The sequence below is a fragment of the Mesorhizobium sp. M0293 genome (genome assembly GCF_040321735.1).
Classification (GTDB): domain Bacteria; phylum Pseudomonadota; class Alphaproteobacteria; order Rhizobiales; family Rhizobiaceae; genus Mesorhizobium.
In genome coordinates this window covers 11963-32219 of record NZ_JAMYSA010000049.1, presented here as the reverse complement: position 1 = coordinate 32219, position 20257 = coordinate 11963, and the positions used below count along the sequence as shown (strand labels likewise).

Below are 20257 nucleotides of genomic sequence, written 5' to 3'. Positions count from 1 at the left end.
CTCCTGTGAACGGACGCGCCATGAACAGCCTGATCGGCCAATTCGATATTTCAGACGATCGCATCAAGCAGATCGTCGCTGAGACCATCAACGGCGCCGACGACGGCGAGCTGTTTCTCGAATACAGCGAGAGCGAAGCGCTGATGTTCGACAATGGCCGGCTGAAGACCGCCAACTTCAACACCGACCAGGGCTTTGGCCTGCGCGCCGTCGCAGGCGAAGCCAGCGGCTACGCGCATTCTAGCGATCTTTCCGAGGCCTCGCTGCTGCGCGCCGCGGATGCCGTTTCAACCGTCAAGGGTGGTTATTCCGGCACGCTTGCCGCCGCACCCGCCCGCACCAACCGCCATCTCTACGGCGACGAGAACCCGATCCCCTCGCCTTCCTTCGAGGCCAAGGCAAAGCTTTTGCAGGAAATCGACGCATGGCTGCGCGCCGAGGATCCGCGCGTTCGCCAGGTTTCAGCCTCGCTTGCCGCCTCCTGGCAGCATGTCGAGATCGTGCGCGCCGACGGCCAGGTGGTGCGCGACATCCGCCCGCTGGTCCGCATCAACGTCTCTGTCGTGGTCGGCGATGGCGACCGCCAGGAGAGCGGCTCCCCCGGCATGGGCGGCCGCAAGGCCTTTGGCGAATTCCTGGTCGAAGACAGCTGGAAGCACGCCGCCAAGGAGGCGCTCAGGCAAGCCCTGGTCAACCTCGAGGCCATACCGGCGCCGGCCGGCACTTTCGACATCGTGCTGTCCAGCGGCTGGCCGGGCGTCATGCTGCACGAGGCCGTCGGTCATGGGCTCGAAGGCGATTTCAACCGCAAGAAGACCTCGGCCTTCGCCGGACTGCTGGGCCAGCAGGTCGCCGCCAAGGGAGTGACCGTCGTCGATGACGGCACCATGCCCGAGCGGCGTGGCTCGCTCACCGTCGACGACGAAGGCACGCCTTCGGCCCGCAATGTGCTCATCGAGGACGGCAAACTGGTCGGCTACATGCAGGATCGCCAGAATGCCAGGCTGATGGGCATGACGGCGACCGGCAACGGCCGGCGCGAAGGCTATGCCCACCAGCCGATGCCGCGCATGACCAACACCTATATGACGGCGGGCGACATGGAGCCGGACGAAATCATCGCCTCGGTCAAGAACGGCATCTATGCCGTGTCCTTCGGCGGCGGCCAGGTCGATATCACCTCGGGCAAATTCGTGTTCGGCTGCACCGAGGCCTACATGATCGAGAACGGCAAGGTGACGCAGCCGATCAAGGGCGCGATGCTGATCGGCAACGGGCCGGATGCCATGCACCGCGTTTCGATGATCGGCAACGACATGAAGCTCGACACCGGCATAGGCATGTGCGGCAAGGCCGGACAGGGCGTGCCGGTCGGCGTCGGCCAGCCGCATTTGCGCATGAACCAGATGACGGTGGGCGGCACGCGGGTTTGATGCGATGGCCACTGGAGCCATTGGCTACGTCTTACTGACAGACCGGCGCGACGTAGCATACAAAATCAGGAAGCCGACCACTCCGCCGATCGCATACTGGATCCAGGCACTTAGGTAGTCGACGGTCCCATTGTGGCCGAATACATACAGCGCTGCGCCGACAAACGTCATAACCGCGATGCCAAGCGCATAGGATGACAGTAAGCCTATACGGATGACCTTTCTCAAGACCCAAGCGAGCAACGCACCGGTGAGCGCCATGACGAGCGCCGAGCCAAAAATCTCAGCAACGAATCCTGGTGAAATCATCTTCCTCCCCCTACCCGATCCCATCTTGGATTATGCCCTTTTGAACGGCGGGTTCAACCGCAACGGCTATGATCCACAACTTTAGCGATCAATCCGATTGGGATTTCGGGAAAGCGGACCTCGCAACGCAGCCGGTTTCGTCAAACAGATAGCAAGACCTACCGCCTCTTCTTCGGCTTCTCCAGCAGCGCCACCGCCTCGACGTGCGGCGACCACAGGAACTGATCGATCGGGGTGACGCTTTTCAAGGTGTAGCCGCCGTCGATGAGGATGCGCAAATCCCGCGCCAGCGTCACCGGATTGCAGGACACGGCAGCGACGTACGACACATCCGAACGAGCGATCTGCTTCGACTGGTCTTCGGCGCCCGCCCGCGGCGGGTCGAACACCACGCCATCGAAGGCATTCAACTCCTTGAACGTCAGCGGCCGGCGGAACAGGTCGCGGCGTTCGCCCGTCACCCGCTTCAGCCCGGTGGCGAAGCGCGATCCCCGGTCGAGCGCCGAAAGGGCTGCCGCATCGCCCTCCACCGCATGGACTTCCGATTTCATTGCCAGCCGCAAGGCAAAGCTGCCGCAACCGGCGAAAAGGTCCGCCACTTTCTTGGCACGCTTCAGATGTCCGCCGACGATATCGGCCATCGCCTGTTCGGCGGCTTCGGTTGCCTGCAGGAAGGCGCCCGGCGGAATGGCAACGGCAACGCCGCCGAACATGACCACCGGCTTCTTGGGTTCGATGACGATCTCGTCATCGATCGAGAGCCGGGCAAATCCCTGGGCCATGACGAAGTTGGCAGCGATACGGCGCTGGTGTTCGCCGAGCTTGCCGGATTCGTGTACCGCGACATCAAGGCCCGAACCGGTCACGGTGACAGCCAGCCGAAACGATTTTGTTGTGGCGCATATCAACTCGGCGAGCGCCTTCAGCGGGCCGAGCGCGCTGACGATCTCGGGCAGCGAGATCGGACATTCCGATATGGAGATGATCTCCGGCGACAGATGACGGTTGAAGCCAAGCAGCATGCCTGTATCGGTGCGCCGGGCGGCAAGCACGACACGGCGGCGCGTGTGCGGCGCGCAGGCGACCAGTCCACCGATCTCGCAATCGATGCCTTTGCCCTTCAGGGCGTGCGCCACCTTTTCGCGTTTCCACTGGCGATAGGCTTCAGCTTCGAAATGCTGGAGGGCGCAGCCGCCGCATTCGGTGAAATGGCGGCAGGCGGGATCGATGCGCAGCGGCGAGGCTTCCAGCACCGCCATCAGCATGGCGCGATCCCTTTCGCGCGCGGCGGTGACGATCTCGCCAGGCAATGTAAAGGGAATGAACAGATCGCCGTTCTCGGTCTCGGCGATGCCGTCACCCTGGGCGCCAAGTTTCCTGATGCTGAAGCGCGCGCTCATCGATCCTTGATCCCACCGAGCAGGAATTCGCGATTGCCGTCGCCGCCTTCGATCGGCGACAAATGCAGCCCGAGCGAGCGCCAGCCGGGAACGGTGTCGAGCCAATCCTGCAGCAGGCCGGCGACACGGGAGGCGTCGTAGGGGTCTTTCAACAGACCACCCTTGCCGATCGCTTCGCGACCGGCCTCGAATTGCGGCTTGACCAGAAACATGGCCTTGGCGCCAGCCTTCGCAAGGCCAAGCGCCGGCGGCATCGCCAGTTTCAACGAAATGAAGCTGACATCGGACACGATGAAATCCGGAATACGACCGCCAAGATCGGCGGCTGTGAGATCGCGCGCGTTCAGGCCCTCAATCACCGTCACACGCGGGTCTCGGCCGACATCAGGGTGCACCTGACCATGCCCGACATCGATCGCGGTGACATGAGCCGCGCCACGCTCCAGCAGGACCTGAGTAAAGCCGCCGGTCGAGGCGCCGATGTCGAGCGCCTCGCAGCCGGCTGGATCGAGGTTGAAATGGTCGAGCCCACCGATCAGCTTGAGTGCCGCGCGCGACACATAGCCTTGCGCCGGATCGTCGATGGTAACAAGGCATTGCGGCAAAACACTCTGGCCCGGCTTGCGGGCGAGGACACCGTCGACCGTCACTGTGCCGCGTTCGACCGCGTCGCGGGCACGCGAGCGGCTGGCAAACAGCCCGCGCTGGACGAGCAGGTCGTCGAGCCGCTGGCGGGTGCTGGCTGGCAGAGGCGAATTCATCGGCCTTCATGGCGAAAGCCGAAGACGATGGCAAGGGCGCCAACCGGACATTGCGGGAGGTATTCGTCACCCACTCCAACCATCATCCCAGCAATATTGGGCTTTGAGACGATGGTGGTTAGTTCTGTCACGCCCACTATCCTTTGAAAACTACACTCGTTGAGGCGCGTGACTGCCGAAGCATGAGGCGCGTGACTGCCGAAGCATGAGGCGTCGCCGTTTGCAGATCACTGCCCCGAATTCCAGAAATCTCATAAATTGTTAACCTATTTTCGTCGCATTTGCTTGAGGACTAAATGTTATGACTGCGACAGCCCGCAAAACGGGATGAAGAGGCGTCAATCTTGGAAATGGCCAGCGATATCGTCTACAAGGTGCTTGACCGGATTTCCGGCGCCGGCCTGCTGGCGACCGGACTTCTGTTGTTGACCGCTTTGGCCAGCGCCCTCGTCGCCTATTGGCGCACGGTCGAGAAAAAGAGCTGGAAAGAATTCTTCGAGTTCGCGGTTCCGCACGAGGTGATCACCCATCCCTCGGCGAGAGCCGATCTTTTGTTCTGGGTGACGAGGAAGGCCCTCATGCCATTCCTCATGCTGCCTGCCGGCATCGTCTTCGTCGGCGCCGTCGGCTATGCGACGAACTGGCTGCTCTCGACGCTGCTATCGATCCAGCCGCCCCTGATCGAGGGGCCGGCAGGGCCGGTGACGGTGACGATCTTCACCGTCACGATGCTGCTCGCCTACGACATCTCGTATTATCTCTATCACGTCGCCCAGCACCGCTATCCGGTGCTCTGGGAACTGCACAAGGTGCACCATTCGGCCGAGGTGATGGTCGGCATCACCAAGGACCGCGTCCACCCGCTCGACGAATTGATGAACCGGGCCTGGGACGGCGTCATTCCCGGCATCTGCTTCGGCATCTGGTCGCTGGTGTCGCTGAACCTCGTCGAGCTGACGGTCTTCGGCGTCAACGTCTACATCATACGCAACATCCTGATGATGGATTTCGTCAGGCACACGCATTTCAAGATCTCGTTTGGGCCGCTGAACAACCTGATCTTGTGCCCGCACTGGCATCAGTTGCACCACAGCACCGACCCACGCCACTACGACAAGAACTTCGGGCTGCTCTTCTCGTTCTGGGACCGGCTGTTCGGAACCCTATGCGTTCCCAGACCCGACGAGGACTTCAAATTCGGGTTGATCGAACGCAACGTGCGCGACTATCAGTCGCTCGCAGGGCTCTATGTCCTGCCGCTGAAGCGGATGTGGGGGCAGATCGCCAGACACTTTCGAACCGACAAGCCGGAGCCACGGCAATCCTCGCAAAGGGCCAAGCCTTGAACGGGCCTGTCGTGTGCCGGCTGCCGCGAACGCACCGGATCGAAGTCGCAACGTCGGATGCGCGCCTGGCAGAAATCGCGCCCGCCTGGGCGGCGCTCTGGCAACGTGCCGGCGGCCTCGTTTTCCAGCATCCGGACTGGATCTCGGCCTGGTGGCGCACGACGCCGCATCAGGAGCGACGCAGCCTCAGGATCGGGCTGGTCTGGAGCGACGAGCGGCTCGTGGCCGTCATTGCGCTCGCGACCTTCAGGCGCTCCGGCATCCGCGTCCTGGAATGGGCGGCGAAAGACCACTGCGATTATGGCGATGTCCTGCTTGCCCCCGATTGCGACCCGCAGATCCTGCGGCAGCTCTGGCAACGCATTCTCGACGATGGCGGCTTCGACCTTGTCTATCTGAATCGTCTTTTGCCCGATGCCCGATTGCCAGCCCTGCTCGGCTCCGCTCCCGCAGGCCACGGCACGATCTTGCAGCCAAACCACCGCAGCGAGGTCAGCTATCGTGTCGCTGGCGCCTGGCAAGGCGGCGCGCAATGGTTCGAAAGCCAATCGAAAAAAGCCCGGCAAAACTATCGCCGTGGCCGCAAATTCATGGAGGAAGGCGGCGCGCTGCGCTTCCGCCTGATGGAGGCGCACGAAGCCCGCGAGCCGGTGCTGGAGCGCGTCGCGGCGCTGAAGCGGCTATGGCTGGCAAAGCACGGCCGCGTTTCGGATCGCTTCGACGAGGGCTCCGCCGCTCTGGCGGCGCTGGTCTCCGTTCTGGCCGGGCTCGGATTGCTGCGTATCTTCGTGCTCGAACGCGAAAACGAGATCATCGCCATCTCGATCAATTTCGAGCAGCATGGAACGATGATGGCTTTCGTCACAACCTATGCCCCGGCCTTCGAGCGTGCCTCGCCGGGCATGGTCCTGATGATGGATTACATTCAGTGGTCGCTTGACCGGGGCTTGACCACGATCGACTTTCTCTGCGGCGGCGAGGATTTCAAGCGCCGCTTTGCGACGCATTCGGTGACCTTGTCATCGGTGCTGGGTGGGCGAAGCCTGCGCGGACGCCTCGCCGTGGTGGCCGACCGCGCTCGCCACGCCGCGAAATCCTGGCGCTCCGGGAAACCGGCGAAAGAAGCGGAGCTGGCGGAGGAGTAGCCTCTTCAGATCGCCGATGGGCGGCATGATAGACCGCTTCCGATCATACCCTCTCAAGCAGCTGTAGGCTTGCTGGCTTCCAATTTAGAAAATGGTTCGCGAAACCTGCCGTTCCACGGCGGGCGACAGACCGTCGCCCGGCTTGCCCGTGGCTTCCTCGCGTGAGCGTTCGGTCACAGCCGCCGGCGCTGCTACCGGCACGACCACAAGCTGCGGCACCTGCTTGTAGGAAAAGCCGCCGCGGATATCGCCCATCTTGCCGGCGACGATGCCCATGGCCGCCTTTTCGAGGCTGCGATCATAGCGCGTTTCGGCGGCGGCCGGCGCGGCGATGACAGCGCAAAGCGCTACGCCGCACAGAAGCGTTTTCATTGTTGTCGTCTCCCTGCCTGATCAACGATCTAGCAGGGCGCCGTTGAAAAACGGCCAAGAGACACGGTAAGCGAAAAGCCAAACGTCAGCGTAAACAATGGTTTAACATCGTTGACCGACGAACTGAATCAAGTCTTTGAGACTTTGATTCAGGCACGCTGGGCGTGGGTGCTGTGCCCGAGCGCGACGAAGACCGTGCGCACGATGCCGGCTGCGTCCAACCCGGCATCGGCATACATTTTCTCCGGCTTGGCGTGGTCGGTGAACGCGTCGGGCAGAACCAGCGGACGCACCTTCAGCCCGCTTTCCAGCAGACCTTCGTGAGCGAGGAATTGCAGCACGTGGCTGGCGAAGCCACCGACGGCGCCCTCCTCCACCGTCACCAGAACCTCATGCGAGCGGGCCAGCCGCCGGATCAGATCTTCGTCGAGCGGCTTGGCGAAACGGGCATCGGCGACCGTGGTGGAAAGCCCGGCGGCACCTAGCTCCTCGGCGGCGATCAGACAATCCTGCAGCCGCGTACCGAAGGACAGCAGTGCTACCTTGGTGCCCTCCTTGACGATGCGGCCCTTGCCGATTTCGAGAACCGAGCCGCGCTCCGGCATGTCGACACCGACGCCATTGCCGCGCGGATAGCGGAAGGCGATCGGACCCTCATCATAGCTCGCCGCGGTGCGCACCATGTGGCGCAGTTCCGCCTCGTCGGCAGCGGCCATGACTACGAAACCCGGCAATGTCGCCAGGAAGGTGGTGTCGAAAGCGCCGCAATGCGTCGCGCCATCGGCGCCGACGAAGCCGGCGCGGTCGATGGGAAAGCGCACCGGCAATTTCTGGATCGCGACATCGTGGACGACCTGATCGTAAGCACGCTGCAGGAAGGTCGAATAGATCGCCGCGAACGGCTTGTAGCCTTCGGTGGCAAGGCCTGCCGCGAAAGTCACCGCGTGCTGTTCGGCGATGCCGACATCGAATATCCGCGACGGGAATGCTTCGCCGAACAGGTCGAGACCGGTGCCGCTCGGCATGGCGGCGGTGACGGCGACGATGCGGTCGTCCGCGCGGCCTTCTTGAACCAGGCTTTCGGCGAACACCTTGGTGTAGGCCGGTGCGTTGGCCGGCGCCTTGGCCTGCGCGCCGGTGATGACATCGAACTTGTTGACGCCGTGATATTTGTCGGCGGCGGCTTCCGCCGGCGCATAGCCCTTGCCCTTCTGGGTGACGACATGGATCAGCACCGGGCCTTCGCCATTGTCGCGGACATTTTTCAGGACCGGGATCAGATGCTCCAGATTGTGACCGTCGATCGGGCCGATATGATAGAAGCCGAGTTCCTCGAACAGCGTGCCGCCGGTGACGTAGCCGCGCGCATGCTCGACCGCCCGGGTGATCGCACGATCCGCACGCTTGCCAAGATAGGAGGTCAGTTTCTTGCCGAAATCGCGCAGGCCGACATAGGCCTTGCCCGAGGCCAGACGCGCCAGATAGGCGCTCATCGCGCCGGTCGGCGGCGCAATCGACATGTCGTTATCGTTGAGGATGACGATCAGCCGCGCATCGAGCGCGCCGGCATTGTTCATCGCCTCATAGGCCATGCCGGCCGACATCGCGCCGTCGCCGATGACGGCAATGACATTGTTGCGGCCGCCGGAAAGATCGCGAGCGGCGGCCATGCCGAGGCCGGCCGAAATCGATGTCGAGGAATGGGCGGCGCCGAAGGGATCGTACTCGCTCTCGGCGCGGCGGGTGAAGCCGGACAGGCCACCTTCCTGGCGCAGTGTGCGGATGCGGTCGCGGCGGCCGGTCAGGATCTTGTGCGGATAGGCCTGATGGCCGACATCCCAGATCAACCGGTCCTCGGGGGTGTTGAAAACATAATGCAGCGCCACCGTCAGCTCGACCACGCCGAGGCCGGCGCCAAGGTGGCCGCCGGTGTGGGAGACGGCGTCGATCAGTTCGGCGCGAAGCTCGGCTGACAATTGCGGCAGCTCGCTTTCGGCAAGCGTGCGCAGGTCGGCCGGGATGCGGACCTTGTCGAGAAGCGGCGTATGCGGCGTTGCGTTCACGGGTGCTCAGGCTTTCTGTTCATTGGCGGGATAGGCCGCCAGACAGTGAAAGTAAATGCGTGCCAGTGACGCGGATTGGGCCTGTCTCTTTGTTTGGGCATGATCTCTTCCGAAAACCGGTTCCCACTTTTCGGGATCATGACCTAGCCTTCAGGTAGCGGAATGTATTCTTTCTCGTCGCCAGGAACGATATCGAAACGGCCCGTCTTCCACTCTTCCTTGGCCTGTTCGATGCGCTCCTTTGATGACGAGACAAAATTCCACCAGATGTAACGCTTCGAGCCGAGCGAGGCGCCGCCAAACAACATGAAATGTGCCCCGGTCTGCGACGACACGACGATCCCATCACCCGGCCGGAATACCAACAGCCGTTCGGCCGGGAAAACGTCGCCCGAAATCGAGACCTCGCCTTCCAGTGTGTAGATCGCTCGTTCTTCCGCATCGGCCGGGATCTTCACGCTGGCGCCTGGCGCCAGGCGCAGATCGGCATAAAGCGTCTCGGAGTCGGCCCTGACCGGGGACCGCAATCCCTGGAAATCACCAATGACGATGCGCCCGCTGACGCCTTCGGCGTCGATCTCGGGCAGCCGAAGCACTGCGGTGTTCTCGAACACCGGAGCCACTTCTTCCTTGCCGTCCGGCAATGCCAGCCATGTCTGCAGGCCGGAGATCGACATCGGCGCGCCGCGCAGTTCCTCCGGCGTACGCTCGGAATGAACGATGCCGCGGCCGGCGGTCATCAGGTTCACGTCACCGGGCTGGATGACCATTTCGGTGCCCAGCGAATCGCGATGCCTGATCCTGCCATCGAACAGATAGGTGACCGTCGACAGACCGATATGCGGATGGGGACGGACATCGAGCGCCTGGCCGGCGCGCAGGATCGCCGGGCCCATGCGGTCGAAGAAGATGAAGGGTCCGACCAGCCGCCTTTTGGCGGTCGGCAGGGCGCGGCGCACCTGGAAACCGCCAATATCCTTCGCATTCGGGATGACCATCAGTTCGATCTGGTCGCTGGCGAAGGCGTCGCCGACTTCAGGGTCTTTCCCCGGGAAGAAGCTCATGAACTCTCCTTGTCAGCGGGCAATGCCTGCCCTGGCCGCGTCAGGCAAAGCGGATCGCCGCCTTTGCCCGCAGTTTGGCCGCCACCTCTTCGCGATTGCGCGGATGCTGGTGGGTTTCGAGAGAATCGAGCAGTTCGCGCGCCGATGCCGCGATGGCTTCGACCGCGTGGTCGAAGGCATGCTGGTTCTGCTTCGAAGGCCGCGTCGTTCCGCTCAGCTTGCGGACGAACTGAAGGGCCGCATCGCGGACTTCGTCATTGGTTGCAGGCGGATCAAAATTGAACAGGGTCTTGATGTTTCTGCACATCGTTTCCGTATCTCCTCTTGTCCTGGAGCGCTTTCAATCGGGATGCGTTCTATCCTCGATCATGATCATGTCCAAAAACCGGTGAGGCAAGACCATCGTTCGGACTGCCTCAATCCGCGTCAAGCGGCTCCGTTCCAACCGGCTTGCCGTCGCGCGACAGCCTGATCTTCTCGACCTTGTCCTCGGCGGCCTTCAGCAGCCGGTCGCAATGCGCCTTCAGTGCCTCGCCGCGCTCATAGATCCGGATCGACTGGTCGAGCGGCACGTCGCCACGCTCCAGATCATCGACGATCTTCTCCAGCGCGTCGAGTGCCTGTTCGAAGCTCATCGCCTTGACGTCTTCGTTGGTCTCACCAGCCATCATTCATCCTTTCATCAGTCGCCCGACATGGGCGGCGACCGAAAATGCCAATCCCTGCAGATCGTAGCCACCCTCGAGCAGGCTGACGAGCCGGTTGCCGCTGTGGCGCGCCGCGCGCTGCATCAGCTGGCCGGTCGCCCAGTCGAAATCGTCCTCGGTCAGGTTGATCTCGGCCAGCGGATCGCGGTGGTGCGCGTCGAACCCGGCCGAAATGACGATCAGGTCGGGCGCGAAATTGTCGAGCGCCGGCAGCACGCGCGACAGGAAGGCATCGCGAAAAACCTCGCTGCCGGTCTGCGGCGCCAATGGTGCGTTAACGATATTGCCGGCGCCGGTTTCGTTTTTTGCCCCGGTGCCGGGATAAAGCGGCATCTGGTGCGTAGAGCAATAGAGCACCGACGGATCGTCCCAGAAAATATCCTGCGTGCCATTGCCGTGATGCACGTCCCAGTCGACGACGGCAACGCGCTCGACGCCGTGTTTCTTCTGCGCATAGCGCGCCGCGATTGCCGCGGTGTTGAACAGGCAGAAGCCCATCGCCGTGGTCTTTTCGGCATGATGGCCGGGTGGCCGCGCGGCGACGAAGACATTGTCGGCGCGGCCTGCAAAGACGTCGTCGACGGCGGCGTTGGCGGCACCGATCGCGGTGATCGCCGCCTGCCAGCTCTTCGGGCTGGCAGTGGTGTCTGCGTCGATGCGCGCAATCCCCTCGTCGGGAATGGCGGCCCGCACGCGGGCGACGAAATCGGCGGGATGCGCGTAGAGGATGGTGGCCTCGTCGCCTTCCGGCGCCTGGATACGATCGAGCGCGGCAAAGGCCTCGTCATCGAGCACGCGATCGATGGCGCGCAAGCGGTCCGGCCGTTCGGGGTGGCCGGGTGGCGTGAGGTGCTCGAGGAAGATCGGATGGGTGTAGAGACGAGTGGTCATCGTCCTAATCTAGTGACCCGGATCGACAAAGGCCATGCGCAGGCGGCTGATGACTGGGGAAAATCGCGCCTGCGTCCATTCGTGTCGCCGCAGGCATTGGCGTCGTCTGCGCTTCGGCGTAAGGTCCCCGCCACTGCCTGGTGCCCGTGCAAACGGGAGAATCGGGAACACGGTTGAATTCCGTGGCGTGCCCAACGCTGTAAGGGGGACCGCGCCGGTATACGCCACTGTCGATGACGGGAAGGCACCGGACGCGGGTTGATCCCGAGCCAGAAGACCGGCCTGGCAGGCATCGTCATCCGCATGGTCAGGCGGACGACATCAGAGCGACGTGCGTCCACTTGGACGCACAAAGTACGCTCTGACCGTTTGAAACTGCTGCAATCGCAAGGGGACAAGCGATGCCGGAACACATGACCGCTGCTGTTGGCAATGGATTTGAGCAGAATGCGCGCGATGCGGTGTATCGCGCTATGTTCACACGGCGTGACGTGCGCAGCCATTTCCTGCCCACCACGCTTGATGATGAGGTGCTGGCGCGGCTGCTGCTTGCCGCCCACCACGCGCCGTCGGTCGGCTTCATGCAGCCTTGGAACTTCATAGTCATTCGCGATGCCGAACGACGGGAAAGGGTGCGCGACCTGTTCCTGACGGCACGCGAGCAGGAATTGCCGGCAATTGAGGAAGACCGGCAGGCGCTTTACCGCAAGCTCAAGCTGGAAGGCATCTGCGAAAGCGCGCTCAACATCTGCATCACCTGCGACCGCCAACGCTCGAAGGGTTCGCCGTTGGGACGCTGGCACAATCCGGAGATGGACCTCTACAGCACGGTCTGCGCGGTGCAGAATTTCTGGCTGGCGGCACGCGCCGAAGGCGTCGGCGTCGGCTGGGTCAGCATCATCGAGGCGCAGGCGCTGAAAAGCCTGCTGTCAATTCCCGATCATGTGACGCCGGTCGCCTATCTCTGCGTCGGCCGCGTCTCGGAGTTCGCGCCAAAGCCCGACCTCGAAACGCATGGCTGGGGACGGCGACTGCCGCTACCGGAGCTGATCATGAGTGAGACGTTTTCCGGGCAAGGTGAAGCGTTGCTCAAATCGACCGTGGCGCGCCTCAACGCTGTTGCTGCCGCGCCGTCGAGCCTCGCTGATCAGGGTGTCGCGCCGGCCGGTCCCCAGCGCGAGCCGCCGAAGGAGGCCAGCGCCTTGTCCTTGAGTTCCCTGAACTTCGACGACGCCTCAGCCAGCCGGGCGTCCCAGGCCGGATCTGGCACCTGGCCCGCAATAGTCTTGAAGTAGACCTGCATCAGGCAAGCGATGGCGAAAGGCTCGATGAAGGCCGCCTTGAAGGCCCAGGCGAAGACGATGGCGAGCACGAAGGCCCAGCCCGCCAATTGCCCTGGCATCAGGAAAAGAATGGCGGCGGCCGGCGCCAGCATCAGCAGGAAAATGACGAACGACACGCCCCACATGATGACTGCCAGCCAGACGGCATTCTTGACCATGACCTTGCCGTTCTGGGCATAGAGCACGACGCCCTGGCGCGCCGTCTCGAACGGCGCGGACGAATTGATGCGTATGTTGTAGCCGAGGATGATCTCGTCGACATAGGTCAGCGACAGGCGGATCACTGTGTTGACGAAGGAGATCAGGCCGCTCAAGCCCGGGATCGGCAGGAAAGCGGCGATGCCGCCGAGCAGGCCGGTGATGGCGCGGATGGCGCCCTTGACCAGCTGGTCGACGACGAAAAGGATGTTGGCCTCGGCAAAACGCTGGGTCACGATATCCTTGGCGTAGGCGATCTGGTCCTGGCCGCCGGGAATGTCGCGGCCGTCGATCAGATGGACCATCACGGCGATATGGCCGGCCTTGACGACATAGAGGATGTATTCGCGGATCCAGTAAACGGCGATCGAGACGACGCCGAAACCGACCACCCCGCCCCACAGGGCAAAGGATAGCGGCCCGTCGGGATCGGTGGAGATATGGCCGACGCCATAGCCGACGCTGGCGCCCATGCCGGTCGCCATGATGTAGGCCAGCGTGATGCCGAAATAGACGATCATGCGAAAGACAATGAACGGCCAGGTCCGCATCATGATGGACACCGACCTGCCGATATCGAAATCCCACATGTCCCGAATCTCCCCCCAGAGGTGGTGCAAGAGGATGGACCCAACCCGGCGATTGTCAATTGTCGGCCGTGGCGCCGCAGGGCAACGAACTCGGGTTAACAGGTTCGCCGGCGCGTTGGCTGACGGAAACGAAAAACCCGCCTGTGCGGCGGGTCACTGGCGCAAATCAGCACCATGGATGGATATGTACCATAGCTGAGGTCACGAAGTCAAGAAAAAATTCCTATCGACACGAAAGCTACCGGCACAAAAGCTGCCGACACCGCTGGACTGGCCGTCCTCAGGCCTTTTGTTAACCTGAGTTCGGAGTCCCGGTGTGCCTGACCGCCGACGGGATTTCAGTCCGGTTGCGAACCCGGCCTTTTGAGCAGGCCTTCGAGCAGTTGCTTGAACGCCTCCACCACCTTCTTCGACGTCGCTTCGGGGTCCGTCGAATTGGCGATCCGTTGCGCCGCCTGGCTGCTCGCACCGTTGATCAGCCGCGAGGCAGTTTCGGGGTCGAGACTAGAGACGACAACCCCCTCCTCCTGCAGCGCTGTCAGATGGCCTGTCATTGAAGCGATGCACGCGTTGGCGTTCGGCCATTGTGCCGGATCCCCCAGAACGGCCGGGCCATCCCGGAACATGATGCGCTGGATTTCCGGCTCCAACGCCATCTCGATATAGGTCGAGCATTCGTCGACGAAATGCTGCCAGCGGGTCGGCGCTCTCGACGCTATCTCATTGATGCGCGCCGCCATCTCGCCGTCGATTTCGGCAATAACCGCCTGCAGCAGACCTTTCTTGTCGCCGAAATGGTGATAGAGCGCGCCGCGCGTCAGCCCGGCCGATGCGGTGAAATCATCCATCGAGGCTTCGGCATAGCCTGTTGTGCCGAAGGCATGGCGGGCCGCCGCGATCAGCTTGGCGCGCGTCTCGGCAATCATCTCCTTGCGGGGTTTGTGCATGGCTCCTGGCCCTATCCACATACGAACCGTATGCCAATTGACATACGCGGCGTATGCTCTATTTAACATTCATACGCATCGTATGTAATTGTCGAATCGTGCTTTGTCGAGGAACCAACCCATGCAAAATCCCTACTCGGAGATCTTTCGTGCCCCAGGAACCAAGGGCTTTGCCGCCGCCGGCTTCATGGCGCGCCTGCCGATTGCCATGGCGCCAATCGGCATCGTGGCAATGCTGTCGCAGACGCGTGGCGAGTACTGGCTGGCGGGCGCCGTCGCCGCGACGTTCGCGCTGGCCAACGCTTTTCTCGCGCCGCAGATATCGAGACTGGTGGATCGCCTTGGCCAGACGCGGATCGTGGTGCCCACCACCATCATTTCGGTACTGGCTTTCGTCGTGTTGATTGCGGCGGCCAACCGGGACTGGCCGGTATGGACGCTGTTCGTGTCGGCACTGCTGGCCGCGGCGATGCCCAGCATCCCGGCGATGGTGCGCGCACGCTGGACCGAGATTTTCCGCGGGCGGCCGCAGATGAACACCGCCTTCGCCTTCGAGTCGGCGGCCGACGAGCTGGTCTATATCGCCGGGGCATCGCTGTCGGTGGGCCTGAGTGCTGCCCTGTTCCCGGAAGCGGGCATGCTGGTGAGCACCTTGTTCCTTGCCTTCGGCTCGACCGCCTTCATCCTGCAGCGCTCGACCGAGCCGCAAGTGCGGCCGGTGGAACAGGGTTCACGCGGCTCGGCAATCCGCCTGCGGCCGGTGCAGATCATCACCTTCGCCCTGATCTTCATCGGCGCGACCTTCGCGACGACGGAAGTGAGCACCGTGGCGATCACCAAGGAGCTTGGCCAACCGGGGGCCGCCAGCCTGGTCATCGGCGTCTATGCGCTGGGATCGTTCGTGCTGGGTATCATCGTCGGCGCGCTCAACCTGCAAGCACCGCTGCAACGCCAACTGGCCATCGCAGTCGCCCTCGTCGCGCTCGGTACGCTGCTGCCGCTCACCGCCGACACCGTGCCACTGCTGGCGCTGACCGTGTTCATCAGCGGTGTGGCGATCTCGCCGACCTTCATCACCGCCTTCGGCCTGATCGAGCGGCACGTGCCGGAAGCGATGCTGACCGAAGGCATCACCTGGGTGATGACGGGGATCGGCATCGGCATGGCCATCGGGTCATTCGCCGCCGGTGCGGTGGTGGACGCGTTCGGCGCTCAGAACGGGTTCTGGGTCTCGGTTGCTTCAGGCACAATCGCCCTGGCTACCGTGCTGCTTGGCCAGCGCAGCCTTGCTACGAATGAGTGCGAACTGGACGGATGCGAAGCCGCCGCCATCCCTGCGGAATAGTTGACGGGCGCCCGGTTTTAACCCGGGCGCTGTCGGCCGGAAGCTCAGAGAATCTCGGTCTTGGCGATGTGGATGCCAAAACCTTCGAGGCCGACATAGTGGCGTTCGCGCGAGGCGATCAGGTTGATCGAGGAAATGCCAAGATCTTTCAGGATTTGCGCGCCGAGCCCGATCTCGCGCCACTCGTTTTCGCGGCGGCGCGCCTCTTCATGATCTTCGCGGTCACCGCTCGCCGGCCGCTTGCGCTCCTGATGGGCGACGCCGACGGAGCCTTCGCGCAGATAGACGATGACGCCGCGCCTGCGCTCGCCCATCGTCTTCATGATGGCGTCGAGCCGATGGCTGGTGCCGAACACATCCGTCACGACGTCTTCCGAATGCAGGCGCACCGGCACGTCCTCGCCGTCGCGGATGTCGCCGAAGACGATGGCAACGTGATGCATGGAGTCCCACGGCAGCGTGTAGGTGAAGACCTGCGCCTTGCCGCCAAGCGTGTCGATTTCCGAGCAGGCGACGCGCTCGACCAGCGTTTCCTTGCGTTGCCGGTAGGCGATGAGGTCGGCCACCGAAACCTGCTTCAGGCCATGCTCCTCGGCGAAAGCCTGCACCTGCGGGCCGCGCTTGACGGTGCCATCGTCGTTGACCAGTTCGGAAATGACGCCAACCGGCGGCAGGCCGGCGAGCTTGCACAAATCGACCGCCGCTTCGGTATGGCCCGAACGCATCAGGACGCCACCCTCGCGCGCGATCAGCGGGAAGATGTGACCGGGGCGGACGAAATCCGAGCCGCCGACATTGCCGTTGGCGAGATTGCGCACAGTCAGCGTGCGGTCCTCGGCCGAAATGCCGGTGGTGGTGCCATGCTTGAAATCGACGCTGACGGTGAAAGCAGTGGTATGGGCGGAGTCGTTGTCGGCGACCATCGGCGCGAGGTTCAGCCGCTTGGCTTCCTCGCGCGGCATCGGCGTGCAGACGATGCCAGAGGTGTGGCGAACGATGAACGCCATCTTTTCAGGCGTGCAGTGGACGGCGGCGACGATCAGGTCGCCCTCGTTCTCGCGCCCGTCATCATCCATGACGACAACGATCTCGCCGCGTTCGAAAGCGCGCAAGGCTTCGACGATTTTCTTCTGGTCGTAAGGCATGGACGCTCGCTTCGCTCGCAGGGAATAGGGAGTAGGCACTAGGGGAAGGAAAAGGCTGTATCGTGCGGCCTCCTGCCTATTCCCTACTGCCTATTCCCTTCCCTGTCTGTCCTCGATGACGCAGATAGTGATCGGCAATCGCGCAGGCAACCATTGCCTCGCCGATCGGCACGGCGCGAATACCCACACACGGGTCGTGGCGGCCCTTGGTCATGATCTCGACGTCCTTGCCATCCTTGTCGATCGACTTTCGCGGCGTCAGGATCGAGGATGTCGGCTTGACGGCGAAACGGGCGATGATCGCCTGGCCGGTCGAGATGCCGCCCAGGATGCCGCCGGCATTGTTGGACAGGAACACTGGCTTGCCGTCATTGCCCATGCGCATCTCGTCGGCATTCTGCTCGCCGGTGATGCGGGCGGCCTCGAAGCCGTTGCCGATCTCGACGCCCTTGACGGCGTTGATCGACATCAGGCCGGACGCGATGTCCTGGTCGAGCTTTGCATAGATCGGCGCGCCGAGACCTGCCGGAACGCCGTCGGCGACGATTTCGATCACCGCACCGACCGAGGAGCCCGCCTTGCGGATGCCGTCGAGATATCTGGTGAAGACGGGAACGGAAGCCGGATCGGGGGTGAAGAACGGATTTTCCGCGTCGCTGATGAAATTCCAGTTCCAGTTGGCGCGGTCTATTGCTTTCTCGCCCATCGACACCAGCGCGCCGCGCACCACCACGCCGGGCACAACTTTGCGGGCGAGCGCGCCGGCTGCCACCCGCGCGGCCGTCTCGCGGGCCGAGGAGCGGCCGCCGCCACGATAGTCGCGCACGCCATATTTGACGTCATAGGTGTAATCGGCATGGCCGGGCCGATATTGGCGGGCGATCTCGCCATAGTCCTTCGAGCGCTGGTCGACATTCTCGATCAGCATCGAGACCGGCGTGCCGGTGGTGATCATCGTCTCGCCGTCCTCGTCGAGGATAAAGCCGGACAGGATCTTGACCTCGTCAGGTTCGCGACGCTGCGTCACGAAACGTGACTGGCCCGGCCGGCGCTTGTCGAGTTCGGCCTGGATCTCGGCTTGAGTAAAGCGGATGCCGGGCGGACAGCCGTCGACCACGCAGCCGAGCGAGGGGCCATGGCTTTCGCCCCAGGTGGTGACGCGGAAAAGGTGGCCGAACGTGTTGTGAGACATGAAATGACCCTGCCCGGCATTGGAGCCGGCTCAAGCTTGCCTTCTATTGGCGTTTTTCACAGGGGTCAAACTGTGATCTGGCGGATTTAGTTTTGACACATTCGGTTGGTTTCTGCTCTGTTCCATCCGCCGTTGAACGTCCGCCGCCATGCCGGTGCAATGACAAAGAGGAACGATAATGCGTACCCTGATTGGCGCTATTGCCGCCACACTGCTGCTTTCCACCGCTGCTCTCGCCGGCCAGACCGAAGGCTTGATCAAGAACGTCGACAAGGACGCGCTGACGCTGACGCTGGATGACGGCAAGTCCTACAAGCTGAACGCCGAGACCTAGCTAGACGCGCTGAAGCCGGGCATGGATATCGTCATCGCTTATGACGTGAACAATGGCGAGAATGTCGTCACCGATATGCAGTTGCCGGACAGCGACACGAACTAGGGAATTGGTGCCCTAAAGCCACTCCAGGCTCTTGCCTTCGAGCTTGAGCAAGCGATCGTGCGGTATTTCCAGATTCGCCGCCTCGTCCTCTGCCAGTCCCAGAACGAAGCGAAACAGGGCGCGCATGACGCCGCCATGGGTCACGCAGATCGTCCGGCGTTGGATCGCATCGAAGCATGGCCTCACTCGTTCGAGCAGCATTTGGTAACTCTCCGCGCCTTCGCCGGGCGGCTGAAAGTTCCATTTGTCCAGAGCGCGTATCCTGCTCGCTCCGGGATACCGTGTCTCAAGCTCAGGAAAGGTAAATCCCTGCCAATCGCCGAAGTTGACTTCGACGAGGCGCGGATCGGTTCGATAGGCACCCGGATCGAGCTTCATCGCGACGCGGACGCGCTGCATCGTTTCGCGCGTCCGTTTCATCGGGCTGGCGACGAAATCGAATTCCTCGGGATTTTGGACCAGTTTGGCGAGCCGACGACCATTTCCGGTCGCTTGTTCGCGGCCAAGAGCGTTGAGATCGGTGTCGGCCTGTCCCTGAAGCCGGAATTCGGCGTTCCACGCGGTTTGGCCGTGGCGCACGATATAAACCAGCGGGTACATCATGTCTTCCGGTACGGGATCGGGACGGACGACGGTTGGTGGATTAGTCCTTGACCGTCGAAATATCAGGCGCGTCGACGGCCTTCATGCCGACGACGTGGTAGCCCGAATCGACGTGATGCACTTCACCGGTGACGCCGCGCGACAGATCGGACAGGAAATAGACGCCGGAATCGCCGACCTCTTCCTGCGTCACCGTCTGCTTCAGCGGCGAATTGTACTCGTTCCACTTCAGGATGTAGCGGAAATCGCCGATGCCGGAAGCGGCCAGCGTCTTGATCGGGCCAGCCGAGATGGCATTGACGCGGATCTTCTTGGCGCCGAGGTCGACCGCCAGGTAGCGCACGCTGGCTTCGAGCGCCGCCTTGGCGACACCCATGACGTTGTAGTGCGGCATCACCTTTTCGGCGCCGTAGTAGGTGAGGGTCAGCAGCGAGCCGCCGTCGGTCATCAGCGCCTCGGCCCGCTTGGCAATGGTGGTGAAGGAGTAGACCGAAATGTCCATGGTGCGCAGGAAATTGTCGCGCGTCGTCTCGACATAGCGGCCGGTCAACTCGTCCTTGTCGGAGAAGGCAATGGCATGGACGAGGAAATCAAGTTTGCCCCAGTGTTTGCCGACATTGGCGAAAACGTCGTCCAAGCTCGCCGGATCGGTGACGTCGCAATGGCCGGCGACAAAGGCGCCCAGTTCCGCCGCCAGCGGCTCGACACGCTTCTTGAACGCCTCGCCCTGATAGGTCAGCGCGATCTCGGCTCCATGATCGACGCAAGCCTTGGCGATGCCATAGGCGATCGATCTGTTATTGGCGACGCCAAGAATAAGGCCGCGCTTGCCGGCCATAAGGCCCTGTCCACCCGCCATGTGAGCGCTCTCCGCAAGATTTCTGCTTTGTGGAGTGCCCTATCGCACAGGCACAGAGCCCCTTCAAGCGTTCAAACCGGACAGTTCGGGGGACAAAAGCCGTCG

General features: G+C 62.7%; 20 protein-coding genes, 2 pseudogenes and 1 riboswitch. Of the genes and pseudogenes, 6 read left to right on the top strand and 16 right to left on the bottom strand.

The features are described 5' to 3' along the window. Positions 1–20 precede the first annotated feature (20 nt). A complete protein-coding gene (gene tldD / locus NKJ06_RS19415; protein ID WP_352810419.1) occupies positions 21–1433 on the top strand; it encodes a metalloprotease TldD in 1413 nt (470 codons plus the stop codon). 24 nt (positions 1434–1457) lie between these two features. Here tldD and NKJ06_RS19410 read toward each other — a convergent pair whose 3' ends face one another. The 4 genes from NKJ06_RS19410 to NKJ06_RS19395 all read right to left on the bottom strand — a co-directional run bounded on the left by NKJ06_RS19410 (position 1458) and on the right by NKJ06_RS19395 (position 4034). Further along, a complete protein-coding gene (locus NKJ06_RS19410) occupies positions 1458–1742 on the bottom strand; it encodes a hypothetical protein (protein ID WP_352626571.1) in 285 nt (94 codons plus the stop codon). A gap of 158 nt (positions 1743–1900) precedes the next feature. Continuing rightward, entirely contained in the window at positions 1901–3142 is a 1242-nt protein-coding gene (locus tag NKJ06_RS19405) for a class I SAM-dependent RNA methyltransferase (protein WP_352626569.1), read from the bottom strand. Then, positions 3139–3903, bottom strand: coding sequence for a TlyA family RNA methyltransferase (locus NKJ06_RS19400; protein ID WP_352626568.1), 765 nt, complete (start codon positions 3901–3903; stop codon positions 3139–3141). Before NKJ06_RS19400 ends, NKJ06_RS19405 begins: the two co-directional genes overlap by 4 nt. After that, complete coding sequence (locus NKJ06_RS19395; RefSeq protein WP_352626566.1) at positions 3900–4034, bottom strand: hypothetical protein; 135 nt, start codon at positions 4032–4034, stop codon at positions 3900–3902. The genes NKJ06_RS19400 and NKJ06_RS19395 overlap by 4 nt, the downstream gene beginning before the upstream one ends. Before the next feature lie 219 nt (positions 4035–4253). Between NKJ06_RS19395 and NKJ06_RS19390 the strand changes: the two genes are divergently transcribed. Both NKJ06_RS19390 and NKJ06_RS19385 read left to right on the top strand, forming a co-directional pair. Beyond that, positions 4254–5249, top strand: coding sequence for a sterol desaturase family protein (locus NKJ06_RS19390; protein WP_352627293.1), 996 nt, complete (start codon positions 4254–4256; stop codon positions 5247–5249). Then, positions 5246–6394, top strand: a complete 1149-nt coding sequence (locus NKJ06_RS19385; protein WP_352810417.1) for a GNAT family N-acetyltransferase — start codon at positions 5246–5248, stop codon at positions 6392–6394. The genes NKJ06_RS19390 and NKJ06_RS19385 overlap by 4 nt, the downstream gene beginning before the upstream one ends. 84 nt (positions 6395–6478) lie before the next feature. Here the strand turns inward: NKJ06_RS19385 and NKJ06_RS19380 are convergent, their stop codons facing one another. The 6 genes from NKJ06_RS19380 to NKJ06_RS19355 all read right to left on the bottom strand — a co-directional run bounded on the left by NKJ06_RS19380 (position 6479) and on the right by NKJ06_RS19355 (position 11491). Then, positions 6479–6766 carry a hypothetical protein gene (locus NKJ06_RS19380; RefSeq protein ID WP_352626562.1) on the bottom strand — a complete coding sequence of 96 codons (288 nt, stop codon included), beginning with the start codon at positions 6764–6766 and terminating at the stop codon, positions 6479–6481. A gap of 149 nt (positions 6767–6915) precedes the next feature. Further along, positions 6916–8829, bottom strand: coding sequence for a 1-deoxy-D-xylulose-5-phosphate synthase (dxs, locus tag NKJ06_RS19375; protein ID WP_352626561.1), 1914 nt, complete (start codon positions 8827–8829; stop codon positions 6916–6918). Between the two features lie 143 nt (positions 8830–8972). Next, on the bottom strand, positions 8973–9893 hold the full coding sequence (locus NKJ06_RS19370; protein WP_352626560.1) for a pirin family protein: 921 nt from the start codon (positions 9891–9893) through the stop codon (positions 8973–8975). A 40-nt stretch (positions 9894–9933) separates the two neighbouring features. After that, complete coding sequence (locus NKJ06_RS19365; RefSeq protein WP_027035955.1) at positions 9934–10200, bottom strand: DUF2277 domain-containing protein; 267 nt, start codon at positions 10198–10200, stop codon at positions 9934–9936. Between the two features lie 109 nt (positions 10201–10309). After that, positions 10310–10561, bottom strand: a complete 252-nt coding sequence (locus NKJ06_RS19360) for an exodeoxyribonuclease VII small subunit (protein ID WP_013532792.1) — start codon at positions 10559–10561, stop codon at positions 10310–10312. A gap of 3 nt (positions 10562–10564) precedes the next feature. Beyond that, positions 10565–11491, bottom strand: coding sequence for a histone deacetylase family protein (locus tag NKJ06_RS19355; protein ID WP_352626557.1), 927 nt, complete (start codon positions 11489–11491; stop codon positions 10565–10567). A 121-nt stretch (positions 11492–11612) separates the two neighbouring features. Next, positions 11613–11791: riboswitch (cobalamin riboswitch) on the top strand. Positions 11792–11892: 101 nt separating this feature from the next. On the opposite strand from NKJ06_RS19355, the pseudogene bluB reads away from it, so the two are divergent. After that, positions 11893–12474 (top strand): annotated as a pseudogene (gene bluB, locus NKJ06_RS19350) (5,6-dimethylbenzimidazole synthase); the annotation flags it as partial. A 164-nt stretch (positions 12475–12638) separates the two neighbouring features. On the opposite strand, the gene NKJ06_RS19345 reads toward bluB, so the two are convergent. Next, positions 12639–13622: a hypothetical protein gene (locus tag NKJ06_RS19345; protein ID WP_352626555.1), complete on the bottom strand. Its 984-nt coding sequence runs from the start codon at positions 13620–13622 to the stop codon at positions 12639–12641. 338 nt (positions 13623–13960) lie between these two features. Continuing rightward, on the bottom strand, positions 13961–14569 hold the full coding sequence (locus tag NKJ06_RS19340) for a TetR/AcrR family transcriptional regulator (protein ID WP_352626553.1): 609 nt from the start codon (positions 14567–14569) through the stop codon (positions 13961–13963). A 121-nt stretch (positions 14570–14690) separates the two neighbouring features. Here NKJ06_RS19340 and NKJ06_RS19335 point away from each other — a divergent pair, with 121 nt between their 5' ends. Continuing rightward, complete coding sequence (locus NKJ06_RS19335) at positions 14691–15914, top strand: MFS transporter (RefSeq protein ID WP_352626551.1); 1224 nt, start codon at positions 14691–14693, stop codon at positions 15912–15914. 44 nt (positions 15915–15958) lie between these two features. Here NKJ06_RS19335 and ribB read toward each other — a convergent pair whose 3' ends face one another. Both ribB and aroC read right to left on the bottom strand, forming a co-directional pair. Next, positions 15959–17059, bottom strand: a complete 1101-nt coding sequence (ribB, locus tag NKJ06_RS19330) for a 3,4-dihydroxy-2-butanone-4-phosphate synthase (RefSeq protein ID WP_013532799.1) — start codon at positions 17057–17059, stop codon at positions 15959–15961. A gap of 76 nt (positions 17060–17135) precedes the next feature. Further along, on the bottom strand, positions 17136–18251 hold the full coding sequence (gene aroC, locus NKJ06_RS19325; protein WP_352626549.1) for a chorismate synthase: 1116 nt from the start codon (positions 18249–18251) through the stop codon (positions 17136–17138). 178 nt (positions 18252–18429) lie between these two features. Between aroC and NKJ06_RS19320 the strand changes: the two are divergent. Further along, positions 18430–18690, top strand: a pseudogene (locus NKJ06_RS19320) (DUF1344 domain-containing protein). Positions 18691–18702: 12 nt separating this feature from the next. Here NKJ06_RS19320 and NKJ06_RS19315 read toward each other — a convergent pair. Further along, positions 18703–19290, bottom strand: coding sequence for a histidine phosphatase family protein (locus NKJ06_RS19315; protein WP_352626547.1), 588 nt, complete (start codon positions 19288–19290; stop codon positions 18703–18705). 43 nt (positions 19291–19333) lie between these two features. Beyond that, the gene (fabI, locus tag NKJ06_RS19310) at positions 19334–20152 is read right to left on the bottom strand and encodes an enoyl-ACP reductase FabI (protein WP_352626545.1); all 819 of its coding nucleotides are present in this window, start codon (positions 20150–20152) and stop codon (positions 19334–19336) included. Between the last annotated feature and the right edge of the window lie 105 nt (positions 20153–20257).

Coding starts and splice junctions, on each gene's coding strand:
- NKJ06_RS19340 (WP_352626553.1), bottom strand. CDS start 14,569: ATGCACAAACCCCGCAAGGAGATGATTGCCGAGACGCGCGCCAAGCTG.
- NKJ06_RS19370 (WP_352626560.1), bottom strand. CDS start 9,893: ATGAGCTTCTTCCCGGGGAAAGACCCTGAAGTCGGCGACGCCTTCGCC.
- ribB (WP_013532799.1), bottom strand. CDS start 17,059: ATGCCTTACGACCAGAAGAAAATCGTCGAAGCCTTGCGCGCTTTCGAA.
- NKJ06_RS19315 (WP_352626547.1), bottom strand. CDS start 19,290: ATGTACCCGCTGGTTTATATCGTGCGCCACGGCCAAACCGCGTGGAAC.
- NKJ06_RS19335 (WP_352626551.1), top strand. CDS start 14,691: ATGCAAAATCCCTACTCGGAGATCTTTCGTGCCCCAGGAACCAAGGGC.
- NKJ06_RS19400 (WP_352626568.1), bottom strand. CDS start 3,903: ATGAATTCGCCTCTGCCAGCCAGCACCCGCCAGCGGCTCGACGACCTG.
- NKJ06_RS19345 (WP_352626555.1), bottom strand. CDS start 13,622: ATGTGGGATTTCGATATCGGCAGGTCGGTGTCCATCATGATGCGGACC.
- aroC (WP_352626549.1), bottom strand. CDS start 18,251: ATGTCTCACAACACGTTCGGCCACCTTTTCCGCGTCACCACCTGGGGC.
- NKJ06_RS19410 (WP_352626571.1), bottom strand. CDS start 1,742: ATGATTTCACCAGGATTCGTTGCTGAGATTTTTGGCTCGGCGCTCGTC.
- NKJ06_RS19405 (WP_352626569.1), bottom strand. CDS start 3,142: ATGAGCGCGCGCTTCAGCATCAGGAAACTTGGCGCCCAGGGTGACGGC.
- fabI (WP_352626545.1), bottom strand. CDS start 20,152: ATGGCGGGTGGACAGGGCCTTATGGCCGGCAAGCGCGGCCTTATTCTT.
- NKJ06_RS19380 (WP_352626562.1), bottom strand. CDS start 6,766: ATGAAAACGCTTCTGTGCGGCGTAGCGCTTTGCGCTGTCATCGCCGCG.
- tldD (WP_352810419.1), top strand. CDS start 21: ATGAACAGCCTGATCGGCCAATTCGATATTTCAGACGATCGCATCAAG.
- NKJ06_RS19355 (WP_352626557.1), bottom strand. CDS start 11,491: ATGACCACTCGTCTCTACACCCATCCGATCTTCCTCGAGCACCTCACG.
- NKJ06_RS19390 (WP_352627293.1), top strand. CDS start 4,254: ATGGCCAGCGATATCGTCTACAAGGTGCTTGACCGGATTTCCGGCGCC.
- NKJ06_RS19365 (WP_027035955.1), bottom strand. CDS start 10,200: ATGTGCAGAAACATCAAGACCCTGTTCAATTTTGATCCGCCTGCAACC.
- NKJ06_RS19360 (WP_013532792.1), bottom strand. CDS start 10,561: ATGGCTGGTGAGACCAACGAAGACGTCAAGGCGATGAGCTTCGAACAG.